The sequence below is a fragment of the uncultured Roseovarius sp. genome (genome assembly GCF_963972555.1).
Classification (GTDB): domain Bacteria; phylum Pseudomonadota; class Alphaproteobacteria; order Rhodobacterales; family Rhodobacteraceae; genus Roseovarius; species Roseovarius mucosus.
This window is the reverse complement of sequence record NZ_CAXAUM010000018.1, coordinates 60,686-69,450: the sequence shown is the minus strand read 5'-3', so window position 1 is coordinate 69,450 and position 8,765 is coordinate 60,686. Positions and strand designations below refer to the sequence as shown.

Here is an 8,765-nt window from a genome sequence, read left to right as displayed (position 1 = left end):
GCGAAGGCGGCCGCACCGTCGGCGCCGGCGTCGTGTCGAAGATCATCGAGTAACAACCTTTAAGGGTTCGACGAGGGAGGCCGGGTGGTCCGGCCTTCCTCCTATCAACTCCAATGCCGCGAAAGGCTAAGACAAATGCAAAGCCAAAATATTCGCATTCGGCTCAAGGCGTTTGATTACCGTGTGCTGGATGCCAGCACGCAGGAAATCGTAAATACCGCCAAACGGACGGGTGCCCAGGTGCGTGGGCCGATCCCGCTGCCGAACAAGATCGAGAAATTCACGGTTCTGCGTGGTCCGCACGTGAACAAGAAATCCCGCGACCAGTTCGAGATTCGGACGCATAAGCGTCTCTTGGACATCGTCGATCCCACGCCGCAGACGGTGGACGCGCTGATGAAGCTCGACCTCGCCGCAGGCGTGGACGTGCAGATTTCGGTTTAAGGAGAGCAAGAGATGTTGCGCTCTGGTGTGATCGCGAAAAAAGTCGGCATGACCCGGCTTTTCCTCGAAGACGGCAAACAGGTTCCTGTGACCGTTCTTCAACTCGACAAACTTCAGGTGGTGGCACAGCGCACCCCTGAGAAAGACGGCTACACGGCCGTGCAACTTGGGGCTGGCACCGCCAAAGCCAAGCGCACGACGCAAGCCATGCGTGGCCATTTCGCCGCAGCCAAGGTCGAGCCCAAGCGCAAGATCGCGGAATTCCGCGTGGCGCCTGAGGCCATGATCAACGTGGGCGAGGAAATCACCGCTGACCATTACTTTGAAGGTCAGTTCGTGGATGTCTCGGGCACCTCGATCGGTAAAGGTTTTGCCGGTGCGATGAAGCGGCACAACTTTGGTGGTCTTCGGGCCAGCCACGGTGTGTCGATCAGCCACCGTTCGCACGGCTCGACGGGTCAGTGTCAGGACCCGGGCAAGGTGTTCAAGGGCAAGAAAATGGCCGGTCATATGGGGGCCGTGCGTGTCACCACGCAAAACCTTCAGGTCGTCAAGACGGATGCGGACCGTGGCCTGATCATGATCAAGGGTGCTGTTCCCGGCTCAAAAGGTGGTTGGGTGACGATCAAGGATGCGGTGAAAAAGCCGTTCCCCGAGAACGCCATTCTGCCCGCCGCGCTGCGCTCTGCTGCGGAAGAGGCTGCCAAAGCTGCTGAGGCTGCGGCCGCTGCTGCTGCGGCTGAAGCAGAAGCTGAAGCCAAGCGTCTGGCCGAAGAGGCTGCCGCCGCTGAGGAAGCTGCTCTGAAAGAGGCTGAGGCCAGCATTCAGGCCGAGAAGAAGGAAGGCGAAGAATGAAACTCGACGTGATCAAACTGGACGGCGGCACGGCCGGCTCGGTCGATCTGGGCGAAGACATCTTCGGCCTCGATCCCCGTGCGGACATCCTGCACCGCGTCGTCCGCTGGCAGCGTAACAAGGCGCAAGCTGGCACGCACAAGGTCAAGACCCGGTCGGAAACCAGCTATTCCACCAAGAAGATCTATCGCCAGAAGGGCACCGGCGGCGCACGCCACGGTGACAAGAATGCGCCGATCTTCCGTCACGGTGGTATCTACAAGGGTCCGACACCCCGCAGCCATGCGCATGACCTGCCCAAGAAGGTCCGCGCGCTTGGTCTCAAGCACGCGCTCTCGGCCAAGGCCAAGGCAGGCGCGCTTGTGATCCTCGACGAGGCATCGTCGAATGGCAAGACGGCGGAATTGGCCAAGCAGGTCAAGAACCTCGGCTGGAAGCGCGCGCTGATCATCGACGGCGCACAGGTGAATGCAGAATTCGCCCGTGCCGCGGCCAATATCGAGGGTCTCGATGTGCTGCCGTCGGTCGGCGCAAATGTCTATGACATCCTCAAGCGTGACACGCTCGTGATCACCAAGGCGGGTGTCGAAGCACTGGAGGCTCGTCTGAAATGAGCGCGAAACCTGAACATTACGATGTGATCCGCAAGCCGATCATCACCGAAAAGGCCACCATGGTCTCGGAAAATGGGGCTGTGGTGTTCGAGGTCCATATGGATGCCAACAAACCTGCCATCAAAGAGGCCGTTGAGGCGCTCTTTGGGGTTAAGGTGACGGCTGTGAACACCACGATCACAAAGGGCAAGCAAAAGCGCTTCCGGGGTCAGCTTGGCCGTCGGAATGACGTCAAGAAAGCCTATGTGACCCTCGCCGAGGGCAACACGATCGACGTGACCACGGGTCTCTGATCGTGGTGGGGCTTTCCCCACTCTATGGATTGAAATAAGAACCCCGACTGCCGAGAGGTGGCCGGGGTTTTCTCATGGGAAAATGATGGCTAGGGGTGCCAACCCACGCTCCGGCTGGAAGACTTGTTCAGACGTGGGCAGCGGCGTAAGCGTCAAAGCGGTAGGGGGGAAAGACGAGGAGGAGTATGCATGTGGTCGGTTTTCCAGCTACTCTTTGGTTTCCTGATTGTGGGATTGGCGTCGATCTGGCTTTCCGGGCTTTTGCTGGCCTCTATTTTCCCGCTGTTCAATTACAAGGCCGAGTTCATCGAGTACTATACGAAACGAACAGGCGCGCCCCCGTCCCGTGCAAGATTGATCCGGACGACATACGGGGCAGGCCACTGGTTCTTTGTGACCGAAAAGAGCTTTAGGCCCCGGACACCCCATTCACTTAGCCTGATCCCGACAGCGTTCTTTCTGCGCCATGTGTTCTTTCAGGTCGCGTCGATCCTGACAGCCATCGCGCTGTGGGTGGTTATTCTGATCGGTTATCAAACCGTGAAGGGGCTTTTCTGATGGAATGGCGTGCCTTGTCGGGCGGAACGAGCCCAAAGGCGGCCGCGTGGTTGCCGTACTGAGAGCGTCGTTAGGCATGCTTGCCCTCATACGTCATAGATTTGGTTAGGCTTGGTTTATCGCTCAAAGATCTCGTGGATTTGGCTGACCTAACGTTCGCTGAGCGAGCGATAGATCGCCTCTGCGCGCTTGGCTGATCACGCGGCTCGCTTGCCCTATATATTCCTTCCCAGCCCGTTGGCTGCATGGGCGGCGGTCCGCATCCGAGCTGTGAGCGGTGGTGGGTTAGCACCCTCCATACGGATCGAGATTTGAACCCAGGCCGTCGAAATGTGGACGGGGTTTTTTAGTAGGTTGAGAAAACTTGCCTTTCCTCCGGGACGGGGCAATGATAGCTGGCGAGGCGATGAACTCCGGCAATGAGAGAACTCGATGCAGCTTGAAATCGACATTGCCGCCGAGGCCGAGGAGGATCGGATCGCGTCACTCGATCTCACATGCTTTGATCGTGGCGATCTTATTAACCTGATCTTGCAGCGCTCCGAAGTGATGTTTGACCGTCCCAAGTCGGGGCGCGTTATCAAGGCGTGGCAAGAGGGCGATGATGCGCCGATCCAAGCCGTGGTGGACGAGATGGGGGAGACCATCGCGCGCCGGGCCGCCGGGGTCATTCACGCCGAATACAAGGCTATCAAAGGATTGTTGCAGGATCTGAACCTCAAACGGCTGGCTGATATTGGCTGTGGTTATGGGTTCTTTGATCTCTTTGCCGCGCAGGATCTTGGGTGTCAGGTGCTTTTGATTGATATCGAGGAGAACACGCACCGGCATTTCGGGTTCAATCTAGAGGGTGCGGCCTATTCCTCGCTCAGCCGGGCCAAGCGTTTGCTCGTCTCGAATGGGATCAAGTCGAGCATGATCGAAACATTGAACCCATCCAAGAAGCCGGTCGAGGCGTCCAAGCCTGTAGATTTGACTGTAAGCTTTCTCTCTTGTGGGTTTCACTATCCGGTGGACCCGTATCTGCCGTTTCTTGACAAGGTTTTGCGGCCTGGCGGCGCGGCGATTTTCGACTTGCGCCGGAGCACATCAGCCGCACAGGCACAAAAGCTGGAAGAGTTTGGTGCGTTGTCTGACATGGCCGCGCCGCCTAAAGCGCGCCGTGTTCTGCTGCGCAAGGCGACGGCGTAAAAACCCGAGTGCACGGGTGTGGGGCTGTGGCCAACGCACAGCGCCATGCAGACACCGCCGCGGCCCTTTAAATCTTGGGCAAACCCCTTGACCGCGCAGGTGACCTCCCTTATCAGACCCCATCCGCAAGGCCCCGGATTCGTCCGGGGCTTCGCTGTTGTTCGCAAGGGCAACTCTAACCGGGGACCTACGGGGCCTCATACCTTGGCCACCCTCGGGGGGCTATAACATAGGCGGGGCATCCCGCCGTAAGCAAACGGAAGACAGAAAGCATGGCACTCAAGTCGTATAAGCCGACGACGCCGGGCCAGCGTGGGCTGGTGCTGATCGACCGTTCGGAGCTGTGGAAAGGACGTCCGGTCAAATCCCTCACCGAGGGTTTGACCAAGAATGGCGGCCGGAACAATACCGGACGGATCACGATGCGTCGCAAGGGCGGCGGGGCGAAACGCCTCTATCGCATCGTCGATTTCAAGCGGACGAAATTCGATGTTTCGGCAACCGTGGAACGGATCGAATATGACCCGAACCGGACCGCATTTATCGCACTGATCAAATATGATGATGGCGAGCAGGCCTATATCCTGGCACCGCAGCGTTTGGCGATTGGTGACAAGGTGGTCGCCTCGGCCAAGGCCGACATCAAGCCGGGTAACGCGATGCCGTTCTCGGGCATGCCCATCGGTACGATCATTCACAACATCGAGCTCAAGGCTGGCAAGGGCGGGCAGATTGCACGCGCCGCTGGCACCTATGCGCAATTCGTGGGCCGCGACGGTGGCTATGCTCAGATCCGTCTGAGCTCGGGCGAACTGCGTCTGGTGCGCCAGGAATGCATGGCCACTGTTGGGGCTGTCAGCAACCCAGACAACTCGAACCAGAATTACGGCAAAGCGGGCCGTATGCGTCACAAAGGCATCCGCCCGTCTGTACGTGGTGTGGTTATGAACCCGATCGACCACCCCCATGGTGGTGGTGAGGGCCGGACCTCGGGTGGTCGTCACCCGGTTACGCCTTGGGGCAAGCCCACCAAAGGCGCGCGCACCCGCAACAAGAACAAGGCGTCGCAGGATCTCATCGTGCGCTCGCGTCACGCCAAGAAGAAGGGCCGCTAACACATGGCACGTTCTGTATGGAAAGGCCCCTTTGTCGATGCCTATGTCTTGAAAAAGGCAGAGGCAGCGCGCGAGTCGGGGCGTAATGAAGTCATCAAGATCTGGTCGCGTCGTTCGACGATCCTGCCGCAGTTCGTGGGTCTCACGTTCGGCGTCTACAACGGCCACAAGCATATCCCTGTCAACGTCAGCGAAGACATGATTGGTCAAAAGTTCGGTGAATATTCGCCGACCCGGACCTATTACGGTCATGCCGCAGACAAAAAAGCGAAGCGGAAGTAAGTCATGGGCAAGGAAAAGAACCCCCGCCGCGTGGCAGACAACGAAGCGATGGCCAAGTTGCGCATGCTTCGTACCAGCCCGCAAAAGCTGAACCTCGTTGCTGCGATGATCCGCGGCAAGAAGGTTGACAAGGCGCTGACCGATCTGACCTTCTCGAACAAGCGCATTGCGCAGGATGTCAAGAAGTGTCTTCAGTCTGCGATTGCCAATGCCGAGAACAACCACAATCTCGATGTGGATGGTCTGATCGTTGCAGAGGCCTATGTCGGCAAGAACCTTGTGATGAAGCGTGGCCGTCCGCGTGCCCGTGGTCGCTTTGGCGCGCTGAAAAAGCCGTTCTCGGAGCTGACAATCAAGGTGCGTGAAATTGAGGAGCAAGCCTAATGGGTAACAAAGTCAATCCGATTGGCATGCGCCTGCAGGTGAACCGCACCTGGGACAGCCGCTGGTATGCCGACACAAAGGACTATGGCAATCTGCTGCTCGAGGATCTTGCGATGCGCAAGTTCATCGGCGAAGAGTGCAAGCAGGCCGGCATCAGCCGTGTGATCATCGAGCGTCCGCACAAGAAGTGCCGCGTCACGATCCACACTGCACGTCCCGGCGTGATCATCGGCAAGAAAGGCGCCGACATCGAGGGTCTGCGCAAGAAGCTGGCGGCAATGACCGCGAGCGAATTGCACCTCAATATCGTCGAAGTGCGCAAGCCCGAGCTGGATGCGGCCCTTGTGGGTGAGAGCATCGCACAGCAGCTTGAGCGTCGTGTGTCCTTCCGTCGCGCCATGAAGCGTGCCGTGCAGAACGCGATGCGCATGGGTGCGCTTGGTATCCGGGTCAACGTTTCGGGCCGTCTTGGCGGTGCCGAGATTGCGCGGACCGAGTGGTATCGCGAAGGCCGGGTGCCGCTGCACACGCTGCGTGCGGACATCGACTATGCCCCCGTCGAGGCCATCACGGCCTACGGGATCATTGGTATCAAGGTCTGGATCTTCAAGGGTGAAATCATGGAGCACGATCCCGGTGCCCGTGACCGCAAGGCCCAGGAACTCCAGGATGGTCCCGCGCCCCGTGGCGCCGGCGGCCGCCGTTAAGGAGGAATGAAAGATGCTTCAACCAAAGCGCACCAAATTCCGCAAGCAGTTCAAGGGCCGGATCAAGGGCGAAGCCAAGGGCGGCTCTGATCTCAACTTTGGCACTTTCGGTCTCAAGGCCACTCAGCCCGAGCGTATCACCGCGCGTCAGATCGAGGCCGCACGTCGTGCCATGACGCGTCACATGAAACGTCAAGGCCGTGTCTGGATCCGGATTTTCCCGGATGTGCCGGTCTCGTCCAAGCCCACCGAGGTTCGGATGGGTAAAGGTAAGGGTTCGGTCGATTACTGGGCCTGCAAGGTCAAGCCGGGCCGGGTCATGTTCGAGATCGACGGTGTGAGCGAAGAGATCGCCTTTGAGGCGCTGCGTCTGGCGGCGATGAAACTGCCGATCAAGACGCGCGTCGTGGTCCGCGAAGACTGGTAAGGACCATGGGGTAACACCCATGCTACGAAACACCCCCGTGCGAGAGATCGCGCGGGGGTTTTTCTTTGCCACTTGCTTGGCACCACGCTAAGAGCGGGCCATGCCCAATATCGATTCTCTCTTCGTGACCCGCCTCTATCGTGCCGCCCTGAGCGAGCACGCACCCGCGATTGATGCCAAGGAATTGGAGGCGTCCTGCTATTCCATCGCCGAGGATGACGAGGCGGGACAGGAATGGTGCGACGAGAATGGCTATCCCGGCTACACCTCTTATGCCTCGCTCAGCGACCTTCCGTGGCGGTTCCCGATTTTTGCCGATCTGGTCAAGGTGCTGGACGCCCATGTCGCGGCCTTTGCCGAGGATCTGGAGTTCGATCTGGATGGCAAGGAATTGAAGCTAGAGGACATATGGATCAACATCCTGCCCGAAGGCGGGATGCACGCGAGCCATATCCACCCACATTCAGTGATTTCCGGTACGACCTATGTAGCGATGCCCGATGGCACAAGCGCGCTCAAGCTGGAAGACCCGCGATCGGCGCGCATGATGGCCTCTCCGGTGCGGCGCAAGGACGCGCGGCAGGAATTGCGCACGTTCATTTACGCCAAGCCGGTGGTGGGCGATGTGCTCTTGTGGGAATCATGGCTGCGCCATGAGGTGCCGATGAACATGTCCGAGGATGACCGCATCAGTGTCAGCTTCAATTATTCTTGGAGTTGAGGGCGTAAAACCGCCTGATTTTAGTGAATCCACGGTATTTTTGGTTTTCCCCTTGTAAAATTTGGCAAACTCCCCCATGTGCAAGGGGCTAACGTTATTCTATTTCGATCATCTGCTCCTCTAAACCGGCTGTCAGTATCTCGATCCAGACCGACCACGCCGCGACTGCCGCATTCCCGCGGGCAGCACTACCAGAGGAGACATCACGATGGCCAACGGCACCGTGAAATGGTTCAATTCCACCAAAGGCTTCGGCTTTATCGCGCCCGACAATGGCGGCAAGGACGTTTTCGTCCACATCAGCGCTGTTGAGCGCGCAGGCCTGACCGGCCTCGCCGACAATCAGAAAGTGACCTTCGACATCGAATCCGGCCGTGACGGCCGTGAGAGCGCGTCGAACCTCCAGCTCGCATAAGCGATCTGATCTGATGGGAACGGCCTCGGGGAAACCCGGGGCCGTTTTCGTGTCCTGCGGCTATTGGCGGGTGTTTTTAAGATTGTCGGAGGTTTCGCTTGCCCTCTGCTACCGCCTCCCGTATAGAGCCCCAATCTGCTTGCCCGGCCAGTCCGGGGATTCGGGTATTTGCAATTCATCCACCGGGTTTCGAGTTACCCTGAGCAAACCGTCAGGGGCTGGCCGGTGTTTTGAGAAAGGAAAAGGCGATGAACGCCAAGGAACTGCGTGACAAGACCCCGGATCAGCTCCGGGAGGAACTCACCAACCTGAAGAAGCAGCAGTTCAATCTGCGTTTTCGGGCGGCTACCGGCCAGTTGGAGAACCCCGCTCAGATGCGTATTGCCCGCCGCGACGCCGCGCGCGTGCTGACCATTCTGAACGAAAAAGCCAACGCGGAAGCAGAGTAAGGAGCCCGAGATATGCCTAAACGTATTCTTCAAGGGGTTGTGACCTCTGACGCAAACGCCCAGACCGTAACCGTATCGGTCGAGCGTCGTTTCAAGCACCCCGTGCTTCAGAAAACCATTCGTAAGTCCAAGAAATACCGGGCTCACGATGAGAACAACACGTTCAAAGTGGGCGATGCCGTTCGGATCATCGAATGCGCGCCCAAGTCCAAGACGAAACGCTGGGAGGTGCTGGAGGCATAAGCCTTTAGCGCCTTTTGGCATTAATCGAAACCCTGGGGACAAGGCAGTGCATCGCCCCCCATAGGTC

General features: G+C 58.5%; 15 protein-coding genes. All 15 read left to right on the top strand.

Annotated features, from left to right (window positions below):
• Positions 1-135: 135 nt before the first annotated feature.
• The 15 genes from rpsJ (at position 136) to rpsQ (ending at position 8,698) form a co-directional block, all read left to right on the top strand.
• Positions 136-444, top strand: a complete 309-nt coding sequence (gene rpsJ / locus AACZ65_RS15320; protein WP_037273464.1) for a 30S ribosomal protein S10 — start codon at positions 136-138, stop codon at positions 442-444.
• A gap of 12 nt (positions 445-456) precedes the next feature.
• Complete coding sequence (gene rplC, locus AACZ65_RS15315) at positions 457-1,299, top strand: 50S ribosomal protein L3 (RefSeq protein ID WP_037273465.1); 843 nt, start codon at positions 457-459, stop codon at positions 1,297-1,299.
• On the top strand, positions 1,296-1,913 hold the full coding sequence (gene rplD / locus AACZ65_RS15310) for a 50S ribosomal protein L4 (protein WP_339672271.1): 618 nt from the start codon (positions 1,296-1,298) through the stop codon (positions 1,911-1,913). The genes rplC and rplD overlap by 4 nt, the downstream gene beginning before the upstream one ends.
• The gene (locus AACZ65_RS15305; protein ID WP_008281870.1) at positions 1,910-2,206 is read left to right on the top strand and encodes a 50S ribosomal protein L23; all 297 of its coding nucleotides are present in this window, start codon (positions 1,910-1,912) and stop codon (positions 2,204-2,206) included. The genes rplD and AACZ65_RS15305 overlap by 4 nt, the downstream gene beginning before the upstream one ends.
• A gap of 189 nt (positions 2,207-2,395) precedes the next feature.
• The gene (locus AACZ65_RS15300) at positions 2,396-2,764 is read left to right on the top strand and encodes a hypothetical protein (RefSeq protein ID WP_339672268.1); all 369 of its coding nucleotides are present in this window, start codon (positions 2,396-2,398) and stop codon (positions 2,762-2,764) included.
• A 432-nt stretch (positions 2,765-3,196) separates the two neighbouring features.
• Complete coding sequence (locus AACZ65_RS15295; RefSeq protein WP_339672266.1) at positions 3,197-3,955, top strand: class I SAM-dependent methyltransferase; 759 nt, start codon at positions 3,197-3,199, stop codon at positions 3,953-3,955.
• A gap of 272 nt (positions 3,956-4,227) precedes the next feature.
• Entirely contained in the window at positions 4,228-5,070 is an 843-nt protein-coding gene (rplB, locus tag AACZ65_RS15290; protein WP_339672264.1) for a 50S ribosomal protein L2, read from the top strand.
• A 3-nt stretch (positions 5,071-5,073) separates the two neighbouring features.
• Positions 5,074-5,352 carry a 30S ribosomal protein S19 gene (gene rpsS, locus AACZ65_RS15285; RefSeq protein ID WP_008281873.1) on the top strand — a complete coding sequence of 93 codons (279 nt, stop codon included), beginning with the start codon at positions 5,074-5,076 and terminating at the stop codon, positions 5,350-5,352.
• Between the two features lie 3 nt (positions 5,353-5,355).
• Positions 5,356-5,736 (top strand): 50S ribosomal protein L22, encoded by a 381-nt coding sequence (rplV, locus tag AACZ65_RS15280; protein WP_008281874.1) that lies wholly within the window; start codon positions 5,356-5,358, stop codon positions 5,734-5,736.
• Entirely contained in the window at positions 5,736-6,443 is a 708-nt protein-coding gene (gene rpsC / locus AACZ65_RS15275; RefSeq protein ID WP_296632362.1) for a 30S ribosomal protein S3, read from the top strand. The genes rplV and rpsC overlap by 1 nt, the downstream gene beginning before the upstream one ends.
• A 13-nt stretch (positions 6,444-6,456) precedes the next feature.
• The gene (gene rplP / locus AACZ65_RS15270) at positions 6,457-6,870 is read left to right on the top strand and encodes a 50S ribosomal protein L16 (RefSeq protein WP_008281876.1); all 414 of its coding nucleotides are present in this window, start codon (positions 6,457-6,459) and stop codon (positions 6,868-6,870) included.
• Between the two features lie 100 nt (positions 6,871-6,970).
• Positions 6,971-7,591: a 2OG-Fe(II) oxygenase family protein gene (locus AACZ65_RS15265; protein ID WP_339672258.1), complete on the top strand. Its 621-nt coding sequence runs from the start codon at positions 6,971-6,973 to the stop codon at positions 7,589-7,591.
• 208 nt (positions 7,592-7,799) lie between these two features.
• Positions 7,800-8,006, top strand: coding sequence for a cold-shock protein (locus tag AACZ65_RS15260; protein ID WP_008281878.1), 207 nt, complete (start codon positions 7,800-7,802; stop codon positions 8,004-8,006).
• A gap of 248 nt (positions 8,007-8,254) precedes the next feature.
• Positions 8,255-8,455, top strand: a complete 201-nt coding sequence (gene rpmC, locus AACZ65_RS15255) for a 50S ribosomal protein L29 (protein ID WP_339672256.1) — start codon at positions 8,255-8,257, stop codon at positions 8,453-8,455.
• Positions 8,456-8,467: 12 nt separating this feature from the next.
• Positions 8,468-8,698 carry a 30S ribosomal protein S17 gene (rpsQ, locus tag AACZ65_RS15250; protein ID WP_008281880.1) on the top strand — a complete coding sequence of 77 codons (231 nt, stop codon included), beginning with the start codon at positions 8,468-8,470 and terminating at the stop codon, positions 8,696-8,698.
• Positions 8,699-8,765 lie beyond the last annotated feature (67 nt).